Source organism: Treponema sp. OMZ 790 (assembly GCF_024181285.1).
In the GTDB taxonomy this organism is placed as follows: domain Bacteria; phylum Spirochaetota; class Spirochaetia; order Treponematales; family Treponemataceae; genus Treponema_B.
Window position 1 is genome coordinate 736,784 of the sequence record NZ_CP051201.1, and the last position, 17,579, is coordinate 754,362.

A 17,579-nucleotide genomic window follows, 5' to 3' on the forward strand; every position below is an offset into this window, starting at 1 on the left:
TGTTATATGTGTCAAGGTCTTTCACAAGATGCCCATAAACTGCTTACTCTCTTCGGTCAGCAGGAGGCAAGACGGGTTAATGCGGATCTCTTCCAGCCGGAGCATATTTTATCTGCTCTTATCCGGAACAAGGTCGGCAGGGGGTATCTTATCCTTCAAAGGTTAAATATAGATATTTTAAATTTACAGCTATTTATAGAACAAAATATTCCCATTCGCACAGGCGATAGAATTATAGGCGAAATTCCTCCGTCGCGGAGAATTAAAACCCTTGTCGATATTGCAACGATAGAAGCCAGAACCATGAGGCATAATGTTGTCGGAACGGAACATATTCTTATAGCCCTTGTAAGGGAAGAAAATTCGATAATATCCGATTTTTTTATGCGCTATAATGTCTTGACCGAGGACATAAGACTCGTTGCCTTAAAATTGGCAGATCAAACAGAGACCATCAAAATCGGAAAAACTTCCGAGCCTTTAAAATCAAAAAATTCGGCTCTTGCAGAATTCGGCCGCAATCTGACTGAAACCGTCAAATCCGGTTGCCTTGATCCAATAATCGGCAGAGAAAAAGAAATCAGAAGACTAATTCAAATTCTTTCCCGCCGCACAAAAAATAATCCGGTTCTTGTCGGAGAACCGGGTATAGGAAAAACTTCAATTGTTGAAGGCCTTGCCTTTGCAATAATTAATGAAGATGTTCCTCACGATTTGTTGAATAAAAGCATCATTTCTTTGGATTTGGGATCGGTTATTGCCGGAACAAAATACCGCGGTCAATTTGAAGAACGGTTAAAACAGATTATACACGAAATAAAAGAAAACAAAAATATTATTTTGTTTATAGATGAAATTCATACTCTGATAGGTACAGGCGGTTCGCAGGGAGCTATGGATGCCGCCAATATTTTAAAACCGGCCCTTGCCAGAGGCGAAATACAATGTATAGGCGCTACAACAATTGATGAATATAGAAGGTATTTTAAAAATGATTTAGCCTTTGAACGCCGTTTTCAATTAATCCCCGTAAAGGAGCCCAATGCCGATGAAACCTTCGATATAATATGCGGAATAAAGCATAAGTATGAAGAACATCACAATGTAATTTATGAACCTGAAACTATCACCAAAATAATCGAGTATACAAAACGGTATATTCCTGAAAGGTTTTTTCCCGATAAAGCGATAGATGTTTTGGATGAAGCCGGTGCGATGAAAAAAAACATTCTCGATAAAAAACCGAGCGAACTTTTAGAAATAGAAGAAAAGATAAAGCTGTTGATGCTCGAAAAATCTGCTATGGTTGAGATGCAAAATTATGAAAAAGCTGCCTTAATCAGGGATGAAGTTTTAGACTTAAAAAACGATATCTATGAAATTAAAAATAAATGGATAACTTCTTATCAACATCCCATATCATATGTTGAAGAAAAAGATATAGCAGAAGTTGTCGCAATGATGACGGATATTCCCGTAAATAAATTGAATCAATATGAGGCTGAAAGAATGCTGCATCTTGAAGATGAACTGAAAAAATCGGTTGTAGGTCAGGATGAACCTGTTTCAATTCTTTCAAATGCGATAAGAAGATCGCGTGCAGGTATTTCGTCTCCCGATAGGCCCATCGGTTCTTTTTTATTTTTAGGGCCAACAGGTGTGGGAAAAACTCTTCTTGCGAAAACTCTGGCCGAATTTTTATTCGGTACAAAAGATGCTTTGATCCGTGTGGATATGAGCGACTATATGGAAAAACATAATGCGGCAAAACTGATTGGAGCTCCTCCCGGATATATCGGTTTTGATTCGGGAGGATTTTTAACCGAAAAAATCAGACGTAATCCTTATTCCGTTTTACTTTTAGACGAAGTGGAAAAAGCTCATCCCGATGTTTTTAATATTCTTTTGCAAATTTTAGAAGAAGGAGAACTTCGCGACAGCAGCGGACATCTTGTAAATTTTAAAAATACGGTTATTATCATGACAAGCAATGCCGGTTCAAAGTCCATTATAAAAGAACAACAGCTCGGCTTTAATCCAAGCGGAGAAGGTGTAATGGCCTATTCCGAAATACGAGCCGATGCTCTTAACGAAATAAAGAAATTCTTATCGCCCGAATTTATAAATCGAATCGATGAAATGTTGGTCTTTAAACCTTTGGATAAGGATGATATTAAAAAGATATTAAAACTTGAGCTTAAAAAATTTGAAACAAGGATAGCGAAACAAGACCTATATATTGAACTTTCAACCGAAGCCGAAGATTATTTTGTAAGCAAGGGGTATGATCCTGCCTATGGTGCAAGACCAATGAGAAGGCTTCTTCAAAATAAAATAGAAGATGCACTATCGCTTAAAATTATAACGGGAGAATTTTCAAAAGGAAAAACCGCCGTTATAGATTTTTCGGCAGAAGAAGACGGCATAATAATAAGCATAAAAGAAAATACCGATTATGAAAATGCTTACAGCGCATCGGTTAAATTTGAAACCGAATCCAACTGATGCGCTTCCGGCTTTTATATTGAAGTGTTATCAGGTATCACGGAATTTTTAACTATAACATATATTCCGTCTACTACGTGATAAAAACCGTAATCGCCGTCGGGAGGAGTTTGATCCATTCCTATGGATACGTTATTGCCTATGCGGACATTTTTATCGATTATTGCAGAACGTATACGGCAATGATTTCCTATGCCCAAATTAGGGCATCCTTCTTTTAAGCGGGTTTCTTTTTCTTCATGTGTTTCATAATAATCCGCACCCATGCAGATAGAGTCTTCTACAAAACTGCCTGATTCTATAATTGATCTGACTCCTATAACGGAGTGATTTATTGTTGAATTTGTGATAACGCAGCCGTCACTGCACATGGATCTGCTTAAATGTGCATAGTTTACCTTTGAAGGCGGTAAGTTTCGGTTATGGGTATATATGGGGCTGTCGGCATCATAAAAGTCGAATTGCGGTTTTATTTCCGTCAAGTCAAGCGTCGCATCATAAAAAGACTTTATTGTCCCTATGTCCGACCAATAACCATTATGCGGAAATGCCGAAACTTTATAATTTTTTATTGCTTCGGGGATAACTTCTTTTCCGAAATCGGTATGGTCACTGTCTAAACATTCTTCCATAATTTTGGCACTAAAAATATAGATGCCCATAGAGGCCAGATATTGCTTATTCAGAGCATCGGGTTTGATAAGAGAGTTTTCGGGGATTTTCCAATCATCTATATTTTTATCGGGGCCCGGTTTTTCCATAAATTCGGTGATTACCGATTCCGAATCAATCTTCATAATGCCGAAACCTGAGGCATCTTCCCTTGTGACAGGAGTGCAGGCCACAGTAATATCGGATTTTGATTCCTTGTGAAATTCCAAAAATTTTTTTAAATCCATGCGGTATAGCTGATCGCCTGCAAGGATTAAATAATGGGAAGGATTTTGATGTCTAAAATGATGAAGATTTTTTCGTATAGAGTCGGCTGTTCCTTCATACCATCCCGTATTGTCGAAAGTTTGTTCAGCCGCAAGAATTTCTACAAACCCGTTTGAAAAGCTGTCAAAAGTATAAGCTTTTGCAATATGAATATGCAAAGACGCCGAATTAAACTGTGTTACGATATAAATATTTCTAAACCCGGAATTTATACAGTTTGAAAGAGGTATATCGATAATTCGATGTTTACCTCCGAAGGGTACGGCCGGTTTAGACCGATGCATGGTAAGCGGATAAAGACGTGTTCCTTTTCCGCCTCCCAAGATTATGGAAAGAACTTTTGCCATAGGCATCCTCCTGCCTATATTATATAATGCTTTTTTAAATTTTACCAGATTGATTTATTAATTCTTGATAAATTTTTTCAATCTTTCTTGCAAAATTGGAGGATGAAAAATCATCAGCAATCCTAAAAGCTTCTTTTGCATATTTTTTTATTTCTTCCCTATTGTTTAATGCAAATTTGATATTATCTAAAAGTTCATGATCTTCTTTAAACAATAGACCTGTCTTTTTATGTAAAACGATTCCTTTAACATTTGTGTCGTCATATACTAAAACAGGAACTCCGGCTGCCATTGCTTCAAGAATTGTTAAGCCTTGAGTTTCCGTTTTTGATGGGCTTATGAACATATCAGCCATTTTATAATATACCGGAACCTTGTCGTTTGGAACCCTGTTTGTAAATATTATGTTATCTTCCAAATTCAAATTTTTTACTCTGTGTTCAAGTTCTAACCTGTCAGGGCCGTCGCCTACAATAATTAATTGAATATTTTTATCGCTGTTTATTATTTTTGACATCATATCGATTAAAATTTCAATATTTTTTTCTTTTGATATTCTTCCTAAAAATACAAGTTTAAATGAATCTTTTTTTATTTTAAAAGATTTGAATAAATTATCTATTTCTGCATCGAGTGCATTTTTTTTAAATTTTTCAAGATTTATTCCCGTCGGAACTACATAAATTTTATTTTTTACTCCGTAGCTTGTAAGCAAATCTTTCGTTTTTTCCGTGGGTGCTATGACTCCGGAAAAAGGTGCTACATAGCGTTTGGACAGTTTTCGCACTATTTTTTTTAAAGATTTTTCTCCGACATTGGAAATATAGTGAGTATATTCTTCATGGACTGTATGATATGTGTGCACTGAAGGAATTTTCAAATCTTTTGCAATGAAAATTCCGAATCTGCCCATAGTAAATTCCGTTTGAGTGTGCACAATATCAAAATTTAAATCCCTTACTTTATTATATGCCTTTGTATGTTTTAAAAATAATCCTATTCTGAATTCAGACCATTTAAAAAAAGGAATTGAAGAAATGCGGATAATATGTTTTTGATCTTCATCTTGAAAACCGGGAAATGTGGTTGTTATTATATATACTTCGTGATTAAGTTTTTCCAATTCTTTTTGTAAGTTCATTATGGAGGTTACGACTCCGTTTATTTGAGGATAATAGCAATCGGAAAAAATTCCTATTTTCATTTTGTACAGCTCCAATTAAAATTTATAATGAGTTATTTTATCATAAATGAGCTTTTTTGCCAACAGTGTTTGAACATACTTGACATAGGCCGGGATAGTCAATAAACTGATATTCAGGATGAGACTATTTTTTAGACGGATAATTATTTTTCTTGTTTTTTTTATTGGTGGTTCGGCCATAATATCTGAAGAAAAGGAAAGCTTTTTTAATTTTTCTGCTTCTTCCGGTCTCATTGTCGGATCAGGTTTTGAATATGTTTTAGAGTACGATGTCACTAAAAGCCGTTTGATGTGGCCTCTTTTACCTGCCGGAAGTTTTACGGCTTTTTCCGAATTTAAACTTAAAAAAGGCTTTCATTTCAGCTTTTTTTCTTCTTTTACGTTTCCTTCTTATTCGGGGCACATGTTTGATTATGACTATCTCAATTCGTATTCGCCTTCTATGCTGACTAAATTTTCGGAGCATAAGGCCTATATAAAAACCGGTTTGGATTTAAGTTTGACATTGGGGTGGAGAAACCCTCTTATTCAATATCGAATACCGCCGGATAAGACGATAAAAATTTCTTGTGAACCTTCTTTAGGAATCAGATATATTCTCAATTCATGGGATGCAGTAGACGGTTACACCAAGTATCCCCCTCTTACAAATCCTCCAAGTCCTGTTTTGCCCGAGACTCCTATTGTACCTATGAACGGTGTGGGAATAAGTTATAAACAGATCTTTATCTTACCGAGTATCGGGATTGGATTTAACTTTGAATTGCCTAAAGATTGGAAGATATATTTATCTACACAAATTGGACCTAATGCTATAGGATTTTCAGAAGACCTGCATTATCTGAGAGAAAACGGAGGCTTAAAATTTGTGGATGTTTTTAAAAAGCGAAATATCTCTTTTTATTTGTATCTGTCGGCAGAAAAAAAACTTTCAAAATATTTTTCATTTTTTTCTTCTGTTGATTACACTTCGATTACGGCTTATAACGGAAAATCTTTTGTTTATTCTCTTAAATCGGGATTATTGAATAAAGTTTCGCCTACAGGAGCTGCGGGAGCTGCCTTATACTATGCCCGTATCAATTTGGGAATTACCCTTCATATATTAAAATAGATTTTATCCTTAAAATAAATTTTAAATAAAAAACCCGAACTTCTTTTATAAGAAGCCCGGGCAAATTTATTTTAGGAGGTTCTATGTATTACCAATTTTCTTGGCGTAGTACATAATCGTTAAAAGAGTTAAGCTCAAGTACCCGTTTTACTTTTTCAAGTTCATGAGGTCTTATACCGTATAAAACAACTCTTGTAGTAGCTTCGGCTTTTTCATAGGCCGGTTCAAAACCGATTTTTCGCAATTTGATTACAAGGCGCATTGCATTTTCTTCTCGTTTAAATGAGCCCAACTGAATTCTCCATAAAACACCCGATGTTTCTGAAGCCTTTGCAGGTATATAAACGAGGTTTTGATTTCTTGTGTCGGGTTCCATGTAGGTTTGAGTCTGCATAGAAGTTCTTTCGGGAGTTGTTTCCCGATTGGCCGGCTTTTCTTGGGTTTCGGTATTGGTAAAGGATCCCATATTATTAGGGTCTACCTTTCTTAGCCTTACCCTTACAACTCCATGAGCCAACATATCCAAGGCTTCTGCTGCCGCCTTGGAAACATCTATTTCACGGTTACCTACAAAGGGGCCTCTATCGTTTATTCTCACAATAACTTTTCTTCCGTTTTCCAAATTGGTAACTTCAACGAGAGTTCCGAAGGGGAGAGTTTTGTGCGCTGCCGTGTATGAGGCCATGTCGAATATTTCTCCGTTTGCAGTCGGCTTTCCGTTAAAGGCATCTCCATAAAAGGAAGCATAAGTTTCTTCGCTTATAATTTCTCCCTGTGCAATCAAAAAATGCGTAAAAAATAGGGATAAGATTAATATAAGGATAGTTTTTTTCATTTAATTCCTCCCGAATTAAAATCTTATATATTCAGTATCGGAATAAAAAGAAAGAAGATTAGAAAAAAAAGCCTTAAACCGTTTTGGCCTAAGGCTTTTGTGCTGAAGACGGGAATTGAACCCGTACGGCATTACTGCCAAGGGATTTTAAGTCCCTAGTGTCTACCTATTCCACCACTTCAGCAGATGTGGTATACTATCATAAATTTTAAAGGAGGTCAAGATGTTTTCTGACTCTCATGCACATTTTTTTATGATTTTTCAAAAGAATGAAGGTGATGCTTCATTTTTACATACAATGACTGAACGCAAATTCAGATTTGCCATGGATATAGGCACAGAACCCGGAGATTTACAACCAAGACAAAGGTTTATTTCTGAAGTTTTCGAAAGAAAAATGCCCGGGCACATGCCGGGGCATTTGCCTTCATTTTTACACTTTGCGGCAGGTCTTTGGCCCCATGCTTCAAGCATTGTCGAACCCGAAAAAGCTCTTAAGGCTTTAAAAGCCGATATCGATACTCTCTTTTTGCAGAAGGCCGAATCGGAAAAGGTTCATCCGGGCTTCCCCTTTTATTGCGCCCTCGGCGAATGCGGGCTTGACCGTTTTTGGAACGGACCTGCTGCTGAAAAAAGAGGCGGGGATTTAAATCCCGATGAAAGAGGAACTGCCGACATAGAAGGAGAGGAATTTTTATTTAGAGAACAGTTAAAAATTGCCAAAGAAAAAAATCTTTCGGTAATAGTCCATTCAAGGGAGGCTTATGAAGATACTATAAAATGTATTGATGAGATAGGCCATCACAAGGGGATAATTCACTGTTATTCCTACGGTCTTAAAGAGGCTTATTCTTTTTTGGAAAGGGGCTGGTATATTTCTTTTCCCGGAAACATAACCTATGCAAAGAAGCAGGCCGATAAAGACAGGATTGCCGAGCTTGTGAAGGCTATTCCTTCCGATAAGCTCTTACTTGAAACCGATGCCCCATATCTTGCTCCCGTTCCTTTTAGGGGAAAGATAAATACGCCGCTTTTGATAGAATACACCTATGCAGCCGTTTCAGAAATTTTAGGTAAATCGATGGAAGTCTTGGCCGAACAGGTTTATCAAAACTGCTGTTCCTGTTTTTTGGTAAAGTAAGATATTTAAAGAATTCTTTTTTTAGCTGCTATTTTGTGAATATAAAAAAGGCTGCCTTCCCGTGACGGGAAGACAGCCTTTATCTTTAATAAGCTTTTTTAATGTTTAATCAAAACAAATTCGACTCGGCGGTTTTTCCACCAGTTGTCTTTATCGCTTAAAGAAGCTACGGGCTTTGAGCTTCCCATTCCGACGGAAGAAAGGCGGGAACTTCGCACTCCTTCTTTTACGAGGAATTGACGTACAGCGTCTGCTCTCAGTTTTGATAAGGGGAGAAGGGCCGTCGTTTCTTCTTTTTCGGTACCGGTTGTAGTGTTTGCGTGTCCTTCAACCTGAACCTGATATTCGGGGAATTTGTTTAGGATGACGGCAATACGCTTTAGGATATTCCTATTTTTATCGACAATTGTCTGATTGAGACCGTTAAAGTCGGCTGCATTTGCTCTAAAAATAATCGACGGTACGGCTATTTTAAGCTTATCCCCGTCCCTTATAACAAGGATGTCTACAGGAATATAGCCCCTGTAAACCGAGGTTAATCCCACCTTGTCGGTTACGGTAAAGGTAAAAGGATAGTCGGTTGCAGACTGAACCCTTTCGCCTGAAAGAGATCGGCCGTCCCAAATAATCTCATTTGTTATTTTTTCTTTTCCGCCTATTTTCCAAAAGAGCTTGCCTCCGTTTTCTTCGGGCTCGGCAATTTCAAACTTCCAGTTTTCGATACCGGCTTTTGATTCTGCTTTTAGATTTATGTATAGATCGTCATCGGTGCCGTCATTATCGGGACTAAAGTACTTGGGTCTTGTACTGACACCTATTTTAGGTTCTTTGGTTGAAAGGATGAAGGCATCGGTAAAGGCCGTTACAATATCGCCTTTTTTGTACTCTATGTACATGGTTGCCATGTACCTGCCGTCAGGAGCCTTAGAGTTTCCGCTATTGCCGTCCCATACAAGTTTTTTAGGCAGCTTTTCTTCTTTTTTGGAGCTCCATTCGGCAAAAACCTTTCCGCTTTCCACATCCGAAACCTGTATATTCCAGTTGTCGATTTCGGCATCAATATTGGTAAGAACCGAAATGTTTTGAACATCCTTTATTCCGTTGCCTGTGGGTGAAAATACCTTGTGTTCGGCGGTTATATAGCCCTTGGCTTGACGGCGGTCTACAATGATGCCTTCAAGTTTTTGGACGGTTTTGTTTCCGGCCTCATCTTCGGCTTCGGCTATGTAGGTGTATTTTTCGTCAGGCACCTTATTGCCGGTATCGTCATCTGCTTCCCAGATAAACTTATCCGCCTTATCCTTCCACCTTAGGGTTTTTACCGTTTTGTTTTTTGAATCGACAAATCGGCCTGTCCATTCTTTTTCGGAAGAAGAAATTTGACCTATGGGAAGGTTGGGCTTATTGTTTCCTTCTACAGGAGAAAAGGCCAGATAGGGAGCCGAAATCTGAATTTCCGGATAAACCGTGTCTATCATTATCGATGAAATAACGGATTTTGCCTTGTTTTTATTTGCAAGTTCAACTTCAAATTCGGCAGAGTAAAGTCCGTCGGGTACTATCGGTTTCTCATCAGCTTGACCGTTCCAAGTTATTTTCTTTGGAGGGGTATTGCCCTTGTAGGTCTTGATAAGCTTGCCCTTTGAATCTTTAATGTTTACCGCGTATGAGTCTACCTTAGTTTTTGATTTTACGACAGGATAGAATTCTATGCTGTCCTTTACCCCGTCATTGTTGGGAGAAAAGGCCGTATAATTTGATTGAAGAATGATATCGGCTTTTTCGGTATTAAGTTCTACAAGCACGGCATTTGAAAGAGCTTCGTTTTGAGCCTCGTCAACTCCCCTTAATACATAGATGTACTTACCGTCTTCGGCAAAGCTGCCGTCGGTTTTTCTTCCGTTCCACTCAAATTGAGGCGGGAGTTTATCGCCGAAGCTGTTTGTAAAAATCGGTGTGCCGGCAGGTTTGCCTGCAAGGATATCGGCAGTATTGCCTGCAAGGCTGTCTTCGCTTGAGGCCCTATATATTTCTGCAATCCATGTTCCCGGTTTTTCTTCCTTGTGAGTAAAAATGAGAGTATCGAGCTCTCCGTCCCCGTCGGGAGAAAAGAGCTTTTGAGATGCAGAGGCTTCGGCCTTGGGCGGTGTAATGTCCAAGGTGAATGATGGTGTTTGAGTTGAAGGAGCATGTCCGTTTATATACCTTGCTGAAATAAAGGCCTTGTACGAGCCTTCCGGCAAGAGCTTTCCTTCCTCGTCCTTTCCGTCAAAGGTTTTAGGCTCGATTTTTGACGGGCTGCCTGCATATGTTTTTACGGCTGCTCCAGCCTGATTTTTTACTTCAATCTTCCATTCTTCAAGACCCTTGGTAATCGGAATAGAAGGAATGAAGTTTATCTTGTTATTCGATTTGCTTGCAGGAGAAAAAGCATTTTTATCGATATTTATGTTAATCGAGGGTTTGTAGGTGTCTACAATTATATTTGAAAGATTAGAGACCGTTTTGTTTTTTGCCCTGTCCATGGATTCTATTTTGTAGCTGTAAACTCCGTCCGGTACAAAAATTCCTGCATCGTCTTTTCCGTCCCAGCTTAAGGGAGAAAGAGCCTTATCCTTAACTTGAATTGTTCTTATAACCTTGCCTTGAGCATTGCTGATACTTGCCGTCCAAAGGTCTTCATTTGAACCTGTGTTGTCGAAAACAAAGACATCCTTGTTTCCGTCACCGTCAGGACTGAAGATGAGGGCTTCCTGAGTTTGCGGTTTATTAAATGTGAGAGAAGGAGGCGTCTTATCTATATGCACCGTGTAAATTTGAGACTCTGATTTATTTTTGTTGTCATCCTGCGCTCTTATTATAAAACTGTACTTGCCGTCAGGGGCTGTTTCGCCCGAATCTGTGCGTCCGTCCCAGCGGAGGGCGCCGGGTACTTCAACGCCTTCTTTGGATTTTCCTAAGAGTTTAAAAAACGAGGCCGCATCCTTCATTTCGCGTAAGGGGATTTTATTGGAAATTGTGCGGACAGTGTTTCCTTTTTCATCCTTTATTTCGCAGCTCCAAGCCGTTACATACCGCTTGTCCGTAATTTTTAAGGGGATTTCCATGGCATCGTTTTCTCCGTCATTATTGGGAGAAAAATATAGGATGCCGCTTTCGGGCATTTCGGCTTGAATTTTAGGTCCTTCGTTGTCCTTTAGGCCGAAGTGAACGTTGACCCCTCCGCCGAATGCCCAAATTCCGTTATGGAAGGGCTTTGCAGCAAATTCGGGGCGGATTTCGTTTTCTTCCCAGCCGTTTTTCTTTAAAAAGGAATCCTTTGTTCCTTGAGATTTGATTTTTATATTTACCCCGATGTTAAAGGAGGGGATGAAGCTTTGTTTTTTGCGGATTGCTTCAAGCGTGTTGATGACAAAGCCTGTTTTAAAGGATATCATGTCGGCCATGAGCATGTGAAGCCCGGTATTGATGACAAGATTTTGGAAAAACGGAGCTGAAAGGTCTGCATGCATTCCGAGTTGGAAGCCGTCAATATCTACCAAGGTTGCAGCGAAGCCTGCCCGAGGAGTGATTATTGCAGGGCTTCCGCTTGAAGCTCCTCCCTTTATTCCGGTTGCCTTGGGATTGTAAGTTTTGCCCAAACCGGTTATTGAAACTCCCAGCTTGGAGTTTTTTAAAAATCCGAGATCGCCGAACATATAAAGGGCTCCTATATCGAGACCAAGCCCCCAGTCCTTTCCGAAGTCGGCATAAGAGCCTACGCCTACTAAAAGTTTTTCGGTTAAATCCTTTGAATATGAAAAGCGCAAGCCTCCCATTGTTCCAAGTTTTAAGGAATTAAATTCGGCATTTAAAAAATGAAGGCTTCCTGCGAGGTTTCCCCATCTAAAGGGGTAGAGGAGGGCAGCATTGGCTGCGTGGCCGAAGCCTTTTTCTTTGCCGAGCCCTGCAATCAAAAAGTATGAAGCGTCCAGAATCGGCCTTTGTTCGGCCCCGCCTAGGGCCGGGTTGACAGCCAAACTGCCTGGCACCGTATCTCCGAAGGGGCCTCCCGTAACCGAGTTCTGTCCTCCGGCAACCGCCGGGGATTGCAGTGTAAGTTTTTCTTCCCCCCCGGGAAGAGGATCATAGGCAAAAACCGCCGTTCCGATCAAAAAAAAACATAAAACAAAAAAAACTTTCGCTTTTAAACCGAATTTAAAAAAAAACATATTAGAGCTCCTTTAAAAGCAAATATAACTGTTTAGTAAAACATATATTATAGTAAAACTGTTACGAAAATCAATTCCTTAATCTATAAATAAATTCTAGAAAATTGAAATTAAGCTTATGGTGTACTCAAGTTTATAATATTTACCTAATATCTCAAAAAAGTGAAAAAAATAATTTTTTAAGAATTTAAGTCTTGACAAATTAATATATGTATGATAAAGTTTACAAATCAGCCGTTTTTGTGTACATATCATTTTTCCCCTGCAACATAACGGTTAATACTTTTATTTTTAGGAAAATTGTTTTGATGAAAGACAAAAAATATAGACCTCTATTCTGTTTGTTTCTCTTAACTTTGGTACTTGCAAGCGGCTGTTCAAGTGTGTGGAGCAAAAAGTACAAAGACGATGCGGGCGTAATGTACGGAATGATATATGATGAGAATGAAGAAGGTGTACCCTTAGTAAGTGTAAAAGTGAACGGGCGGTTAAAGGCTGTTTCAGACGGGCAGGGGCGGTTTATCTTGAAATTTTTATATGCAGACATACAGGATAAAAAAGAACAAAAAATAGAATTTGAAAAAGAAGGTTATGAGAAATTGGAGGAAGTATTTTATTATGAACCGATGAGCCTATTGCATATAAAGATGGAAAGCGGAGAAGAGATAATAAAAAAAGCTGAAACAGCCTTAGATGAAAAAGATTATTTGAGAGCAGAAGAATTGCTTGAAAGATCTATAAATATAGAAGATCTTCGGGATGGAAGCCTTTTTTTAAAAGCAGTGATTAGATATAAAGAAGGTAAGAAAAAAGAAGCAGGCGAGTTATTGGAAAAAATAAAAGAAAAAGATGATAAAAGCGTAAAAGAATTTTTAAGAAAATTAAAGTCAGAAGGATAAGTTTAATACATGGAAAAAGAAAACTGTAAAAGCTTATCAAAAACGATTATAAAATTTTCTGTTATATCTGCTATAATTATAGTGTTTTTTTGTTTTAATCTTTATGTAGTTTTTCAAATAAAGAAAGAACAAGAAGAAAAATTAAAACATATCATTACATTGCTTGAACATACGGAAAAAAATATAATCGATCAGATAGAACATAATCGGGACGAACTAAATACAAAAATCGATATAAACACTGAAAGCATATTAAAAGAAATAAAAGAAGTTAAAAAACTATTAACAGTTCAAGATAGTGAAATACAAGTAAAACTAAAAAATATATTATTACGTCAAAAAAGAATAAATGAAAGTGACAGAAAAAACGAAATGAGATTGATATATGCAGACGGTGTATTGGAAAAAAAAGAAGCGGAAGCGTATAATTTATTAAAAGAAAGAAAATATGCAGCAGCATATAAGATATACAACGAAATAAAAGAAAGCGATCCTGAAAGATTGAGTGCAAGATATTACGGTGTTTATTCATTATTTTATTCTAATGAAATGAATAAAGAGAATTATGACTATATATTAAAAGAAATAAGTTTTTTGAGAGAAAAAGGAATGGAAGAAGATGCATTTAAAATAATTGAAAATTTTATAAAAAGAGAAAAGGCGATAAACAATGAACAAATGTAAGAGTTTAATATTAGCTATAATAATAATTTTTATAAGATTGGAAGCTGAACAAGTATATATAGCGCCTTTATTGAGCGTTGAAGAGGGAGAAGAAAGTTATGAAACAGATGATAAATTCCGTGATGATATACATGAAAGCATAGAAGAACAAAAAGAATTTTTAGGTGTAGAAATAATAAAAACTTCAAAAAAAGTAAAACAGATAAGATCTTCCTATGATGCGTTAAAGTTATGTAAAGAAGAAAAATAACATATTTGATATACGGCTGGATAAAGAAAACCGAATACACATACGAAGGTGAATTAAAATTTTGACGGCGAGGGAAGGAAAAATATATTTACCGTGTATGAAAAAGACGGGATACAGAATTATGAAAGATTTATAAAAAACATAAGTAAAAAAGTTTTGGACAGTTTACATGAAATTTTTTATATTCCGCAGCAGGAGGAAGTAGAAAAATACAGCAAAATAAATGTAGAGGCATATATCGGGTATTGGACATTTATGAATAAGGCATGGGTAAAGTACATGAGCGGGACTATCGGGATAGGAGGCAGTTTTGAAATAATACCTGATGACAGCGTGTTTTTTATAAAAACATATCCGGTTTATTTTTCCGTAGGGCTATCATTGGATTATAGATTAGGAGTAAACCGTAAAGAAGCGTTAAAAAGTTATTTAAATAATCTTAATGCCATAGGGTATACCAACATATATATGAACTTTTATGATATTCATAGAATTTACGGCAAGGCCGGGGTTCTATACGGGCTGGATATAGTGTCATATCAAGACAAATATTCGGACGGTAAAGTTAATACATCGGGAGCCGTTGGGATAATTACGGGAATTGGTTATAAGTACTCGGTAAATGATAAGATAAAAATAATGTTTGCAAACGAATTTGAGTTTGTATTCTATAAAAAAGTCATGAGTAAGTATATAGGCAAGATAGGTGTTGAAGTGGAAGTTTTTAAAAAGGAGTATAAAAGAAGATGAGAGGTAAAATATTAAAATCTCTTATAATAATTATTGTAATTTTTAATGGTGCATGCGGTACAGGCGTATATGAGATAGTATCGCGGGATCAAAGAGACCCTGATAATTTTTATGTAAATGTAGATTCTTTTAGTGAAGAGAATGTAATAAGATGCGTTTGGGAAGAAGATGAAAGGTGTGATAAATATGTCTTGATGAGAAGTGAAGATAAAAGCGTATTAAAGTTTAAAGAAGTATACAATGGAGAAGATAAAGAATATGAAGATAGGGTACTAAAGGAAGATACAAGATATATCTATAGGCTTGATAAGATTAGAGGAAAAAAAAGATTTTCAGGGAAAGTGCATTACATGGGTATATACAGTAAACAGGTAAAAGATGTATATGAACCCAACGACAGAAAAGAAAAGGCCGTATTATTGCAAAACGATAAACAAGGAAATGTATACTATTATAGATCGCATGAAGGAACCGTTTTAGAGGATGAGGATTGGTACAAGGTAAGAATCCCTGCAAAAAGACAGGCCAAGATAGCAATAGTATACGATGCAGCTAATTTACCTTTATAATAACAAAACCGTATAACGGCAGCAGTGAAAAGCCTGCAACTAATGCGGTTATCATAATAAAAATGATACGGATGGAGAAAAAGAATTAAGCTTTAAAATATCGCTGGATAGAAATATAGTGGTAAGCGGTAGTGCAGGTGGAGAATGCTATCCGTATACGTTAAGGCTTTTATCAATAGAATAGGAAAGAAATAATGAAAAAGAAGGCAGTTTTATTTATATTATTTTTCTCGGTATGTATGCTATATGGGCAAGAAGGAGTTAAAGATACAAAAAGTGAAAAATATGAATTAAAGTATATTGAAGTAAAAAGATTTATAGATGCATTGCCTGAAGAACTGAAAAAAAATAAGATAAATATATTGCCGGATATAAACGGATTTGTAATAAAAGGAAACAAAGAAGATCAAAAAATAGTAAATGAATATATCAAAATATTGGATACGGAAAGAAAAGAAAAAGAAGTATTATTAAAGTATATATCTTCGGAAGAATTATTAAAGCATCTTCCGCCTGCGGTAAGTAAAGAAAGTATAGTCTTGACCGGAAATCCTAATCTTATATTTTTTAGAGGAAACGATATAAAAAAGGAAAAGTTTTTAAAGGAATTGGAACTTATAGATAGGCCTAAAGCACAGATAAGATATCAGCTTTTGGTAGTACAATACGAAAAAAGTGAAAACATAAATTGGGCAAAAAGTCTTGAAGTCAAAAAAGCTAAGGGAAAGCCTATTAACGAGTTTTCAGGCGTAATGAGTAATATATTTAATATAAACTTTGATATAGTCAGTAAATTCGGCTATCAATTTATAGCAAAACTTAATTTTGAACTGGCTGAAAACAAGGCAAGGGTTTTAGCGGATACGACATTAAACGGAATAACGGGAGAAGAAGTAAGATTCCAAAATACCAATACATTCAGATATATAGATAAAACCCTTGATTCAAACGGTAAGCCCCTGTACGGTTCGATGAGAGAGATAACGTCGGGTTTATTACTTAACATAAAAGGTAATGTATCCGGAGACGAAATGATAACCATGGAAGTAAATGCACAAGTGTCAAAACAGGGTTCAGGAGGAGTGACAAGCGGAGTTTTACCTCCCACATCGGAAAAAATAGTAAAAACAAAAGTGCGTACTCCTTCCGGTAAACCGATTATCATAGGCGGCTTATTACAGGTTGAACAAAACTCAAGCGAAAAAAAGATTCCCGGTTTAGGAGACATACCGATAGCAGGCTTAGCTTTTAAAGATATAAACGGCTCTGAAACTGTAACTGAAATGGTCATCTACATAGTGCCGTATTTACACCGAGAAAAAGGGCAGAAAGAAAGACGCGGAGAAAGGCTTATAAGGCTCTATAAAAAATACATAGAAGGAGAAGATAAAGAATGAAAAAAATAAAGAAGGTGATAATCTTAATTATAATATTTGTGATAACAGGCTGCGTTAATCCTTATAACCGGATAAGGGATGGAGAAAGCGGAGCTTTTGAAGAAGGCAGTGAGCTTGAAGGAAATGAAGAAGAACAGGGAGGGACAAATCCGTTTGAAGATAAACTGTTTATAAAAGAAGGAGAAAAAATAATATTAAAAACAAACAACTTAAAATACTGGGGAGTACGCGGTTATACGCTATGGAAATTTTTGGGAGAGGAAATAGATAAAAAAGAGCCGAGCATAAAGGTTATAAAACAAGAAGGGGCAAGTGAAGCCGGATACGGATTAGTGTGTTATAGTACAAAAACTGAAGCGGGACAGAAAAAGTATAGTATGCTTGTAATATTGATACATACTGACGGAAAATATTCTGTAGGATATGTAGTAGACGGGTTATACAAACACATAGAGTGGAAAAAACAAAGTGAAAAATTAAATAAAGGGTATGGAGTAGAAAACATAATAAGCGTAAAGAAAGAAGGAAAAAAAATAGAAATATATTTTAACGATGAAAAGTATTCAGGAAATCCGTCATATACGATAAACGATTCAAGCGAATATTTACTGGGGGAAGGGGAAGCCGGGTTAATAGGAGTAGTATCAGCGAAGGATAAATTTCCTGATGAGTTTGTCTGGATAGAATACAAGGTAAAGTAAAGGATTTTAAATAAAGTCTTATAAAAAGAGTGG

General features: G+C 36.8%; 14 protein-coding genes and 1 tRNA gene. 10 read left to right on the forward strand and 5 right to left on the reverse strand.

Annotated elements, in window-relative coordinates; all coding sequences use genetic code 11:
* The first annotated feature begins 6 nt into the window (after positions 1 to 6).
* Positions 7 to 2,505: an ATP-dependent Clp protease ATP-binding subunit gene (locus E4O01_RS03445; protein WP_253694430.1), complete on the forward strand. Its 2,499-nt coding sequence runs from the start codon at positions 7 to 9 to the stop codon at positions 2,503 to 2,505.
* Positions 2,506 to 2,519: 14 nt separating this feature from the next.
* Here E4O01_RS03445 and E4O01_RS03450 read toward each other — a convergent pair whose 3' ends face one another.
* Together E4O01_RS03450 and E4O01_RS03455 are read right to left on the reverse strand one after the other, a co-directional pair.
* On the reverse strand, positions 2,520 to 3,791 hold the full coding sequence (locus tag E4O01_RS03450; RefSeq protein ID WP_253694432.1) for a glucose-1-phosphate adenylyltransferase: 1,272 nt from the start codon (positions 3,789 to 3,791) through the stop codon (positions 2,520 to 2,522).
* 34 nt (positions 3,792 to 3,825) lie between these two features.
* Positions 3,826 to 4,995: a glycosyltransferase family 4 protein gene (locus E4O01_RS03455; protein WP_253719329.1), complete on the reverse strand. Its 1,170-nt coding sequence runs from the start codon at positions 4,993 to 4,995 to the stop codon at positions 3,826 to 3,828.
* A gap of 118 nt (positions 4,996 to 5,113) precedes the next feature.
* Between E4O01_RS03455 and E4O01_RS03460 the strand changes: the two genes are divergently transcribed.
* Positions 5,114 to 6,109: an omptin family outer membrane protease gene (locus tag E4O01_RS03460; protein ID WP_253694435.1), complete on the forward strand. Its 996-nt coding sequence runs from the start codon at positions 5,114 to 5,116 to the stop codon at positions 6,107 to 6,109.
* A gap of 88 nt (positions 6,110 to 6,197) precedes the next feature.
* Here the strand turns inward: E4O01_RS03460 and E4O01_RS03465 are convergent, their stop codons facing one another.
* Together E4O01_RS03465 and E4O01_RS03470 are read right to left on the reverse strand one after the other, a co-directional pair.
* The gene (locus tag E4O01_RS03465) at positions 6,198 to 6,944 is read right to left on the reverse strand and encodes a septal ring lytic transglycosylase RlpA family protein (protein ID WP_253694437.1); all 747 of its coding nucleotides are present in this window, start codon (positions 6,942 to 6,944) and stop codon (positions 6,198 to 6,200) included.
* Between the two features lie 100 nt (positions 6,945 to 7,044).
* A tRNA-Leu gene (locus E4O01_RS03470) sits at positions 7,045 to 7,128 on the reverse strand.
* 39 nt (positions 7,129 to 7,167) lie between these two features.
* Between E4O01_RS03470 and E4O01_RS03475 the strand changes: the two genes are divergently transcribed.
* Positions 7,168 to 8,085, forward strand: a complete 918-nt coding sequence (locus tag E4O01_RS03475; RefSeq protein WP_253694439.1) for a TatD family hydrolase — start codon at positions 7,168 to 7,170, stop codon at positions 8,083 to 8,085.
* Between the two features lie 98 nt (positions 8,086 to 8,183).
* Here the strand turns inward: E4O01_RS03475 and E4O01_RS03480 are convergent, their stop codons facing one another.
* Positions 8,184 to 12,296, reverse strand: a complete 4,113-nt coding sequence (locus tag E4O01_RS03480; RefSeq protein WP_253694440.1) for a FlgD immunoglobulin-like domain containing protein — start codon at positions 12,294 to 12,296, stop codon at positions 8,184 to 8,186.
* Positions 12,297 to 12,604: 308 nt separating this feature from the next.
* On the opposite strand from E4O01_RS03480, the gene E4O01_RS03485 reads away from it, so the two are divergent.
* From E4O01_RS03485 to E4O01_RS03515, 7 genes are all read left to right on the forward strand, one after another.
* Positions 12,605 to 13,195, forward strand: coding sequence for a tetratricopeptide repeat protein (locus E4O01_RS03485; protein WP_253694442.1), 591 nt, complete (start codon positions 12,605 to 12,607; stop codon positions 13,193 to 13,195).
* A gap of 9 nt (positions 13,196 to 13,204) precedes the next feature.
* Entirely contained in the window at positions 13,205 to 13,879 is a 675-nt protein-coding gene (locus E4O01_RS03490; RefSeq protein ID WP_253692063.1) for a hypothetical protein, read from the forward strand.
* Positions 13,866 to 14,129 (forward strand): hypothetical protein, encoded by a 264-nt coding sequence (locus tag E4O01_RS03495; protein ID WP_253730169.1) that lies wholly within the window; start codon positions 13,866 to 13,868, stop codon positions 14,127 to 14,129. Before E4O01_RS03490 ends, E4O01_RS03495 begins: the two co-directional genes overlap by 14 nt.
* A gap of 93 nt (positions 14,130 to 14,222) precedes the next feature.
* On the forward strand, positions 14,223 to 14,879 hold the full coding sequence (locus tag E4O01_RS03500; RefSeq protein ID WP_253730170.1) for a hypothetical protein: 657 nt from the start codon (positions 14,223 to 14,225) through the stop codon (positions 14,877 to 14,879).
* Positions 14,876 to 15,448: a hypothetical protein gene (locus E4O01_RS03505; RefSeq protein WP_253692060.1), complete on the forward strand. Its 573-nt coding sequence runs from the start codon at positions 14,876 to 14,878 to the stop codon at positions 15,446 to 15,448. The genes E4O01_RS03500 and E4O01_RS03505 overlap by 4 nt, the downstream gene beginning before the upstream one ends.
* 194 nt (positions 15,449 to 15,642) lie before the next feature.
* The gene (locus E4O01_RS03510) at positions 15,643 to 16,845 is read left to right on the forward strand and encodes a type II secretion system protein GspD (RefSeq protein ID WP_253694448.1); all 1,203 of its coding nucleotides are present in this window, start codon (positions 15,643 to 15,645) and stop codon (positions 16,843 to 16,845) included.
* On the forward strand, positions 16,842 to 17,546 hold the full coding sequence (locus E4O01_RS03515; RefSeq protein ID WP_253694450.1) for a hypothetical protein: 705 nt from the start codon (positions 16,842 to 16,844) through the stop codon (positions 17,544 to 17,546). Before E4O01_RS03510 ends, E4O01_RS03515 begins: the two co-directional genes overlap by 4 nt.
* The last annotated feature ends 33 nt before the right edge of the window (positions 17,547 to 17,579 follow it).

Excerpts from the sequence above, each read along its gene's own strand:
- E4O01_RS03485 (WP_253694442.1), top strand. The coding sequence starts at position 12,605 with ATGAAAGACAAAAAATATAGACCTCTATTCTGTTTGTTTCTCTTAACT.
- E4O01_RS03505 (WP_253692060.1), top strand. The coding sequence starts at position 14,876 with ATGAGAGGTAAAATATTAAAATCTCTTATAATAATTATTGTAATTTTT.
- E4O01_RS03445 (WP_253694430.1), top strand. The coding sequence starts at position 7 with ATGTGTCAAGGTCTTTCACAAGATGCCCATAAACTGCTTACTCTCTTC.
- E4O01_RS03495 (WP_253730169.1), top strand. The coding sequence starts at position 13,866 with ATGAACAAATGTAAGAGTTTAATATTAGCTATAATAATAATTTTTATA.
- E4O01_RS03510 (WP_253694448.1), top strand. The coding sequence starts at position 15,643 with ATGAAAAAGAAGGCAGTTTTATTTATATTATTTTTCTCGGTATGTATG.
- E4O01_RS03465 (WP_253694437.1), bottom strand. The coding sequence starts at position 6,944 with ATGAAAAAAACTATCCTTATATTAATCTTATCCCTATTTTTTACGCAT.
- E4O01_RS03450 (WP_253694432.1), bottom strand. The coding sequence starts at position 3,791 with ATGGCAAAAGTTCTTTCCATAATCTTGGGAGGCGGAAAAGGAACACGT.
- E4O01_RS03475 (WP_253694439.1), top strand. The coding sequence starts at position 7,168 with ATGTTTTCTGACTCTCATGCACATTTTTTTATGATTTTTCAAAAGAAT.
- E4O01_RS03515 (WP_253694450.1), top strand. The coding sequence starts at position 16,842 with ATGAAAAAAATAAAGAAGGTGATAATCTTAATTATAATATTTGTGATA.
- E4O01_RS03480 (WP_253694440.1), bottom strand. The coding sequence starts at position 12,296 with ATGTTTTTTTTTAAATTCGGTTTAAAAGCGAAAGTTTTTTTTGTTTTA.
- E4O01_RS03460 (WP_253694435.1), top strand. The coding sequence starts at position 5,114 with ATGAGACTATTTTTTAGACGGATAATTATTTTTCTTGTTTTTTTTATT.
- E4O01_RS03490 (WP_253692063.1), top strand. The coding sequence starts at position 13,205 with ATGGAAAAAGAAAACTGTAAAAGCTTATCAAAAACGATTATAAAATTT.
- E4O01_RS03455 (WP_253719329.1), bottom strand. The coding sequence starts at position 4,995 with ATGAAAATAGGAATTTTTTCCGATTGCTATTATCCTCAAATAAACGGA.